General features: G+C 46.0%; 1 protein-coding gene. It reads left to right on the forward strand.

The window, feature by feature from the left end; translation table 11 throughout:
• The coding region (locus A3773_RS18195) for a hypothetical protein (protein ID WP_197462858.1) at positions 1-350 on the forward strand (350 nt) is incomplete at both ends.

The raw sequence follows: 350 nt of genomic DNA on the forward strand, positions 1-350 counted from the left end.
AGCAAGTCGAACTGAAGCATCGCTTCGAAACAGATATTAAGACCCTTGGCTTTCGTGGATTTAGTGTCGAAGGAGTAGGCGAAGAAGCGCGTGGCGCGGAGATCACAATGGGGTTGAGTAAAACTGTCTGTGGAGACTATAAGCGAACAGGATTCAGTGCCCGAGGCTTGTTACATATGCCTTTGTTTGTTAATACCACTTGGTTTGTGGGAGGTGATGTTCGCCCGACCTTTTTATCATTTGACTGGGATAATGATGCACTTACGGAACTAGCGTTACAAATTGGTGTGGATACACGGCTGGCGAAAAACATTGGCCTGTATGCTAAGTACTACCATGAGAGTCTGATA

Source organism: Neptuniibacter pectenicola (assembly GCF_001597735.1).
GTDB classification, from domain to species: Bacteria; Pseudomonadota; Gammaproteobacteria; order Pseudomonadales; family Balneatricaceae; genus Neptuniibacter; species Neptuniibacter pectenicola.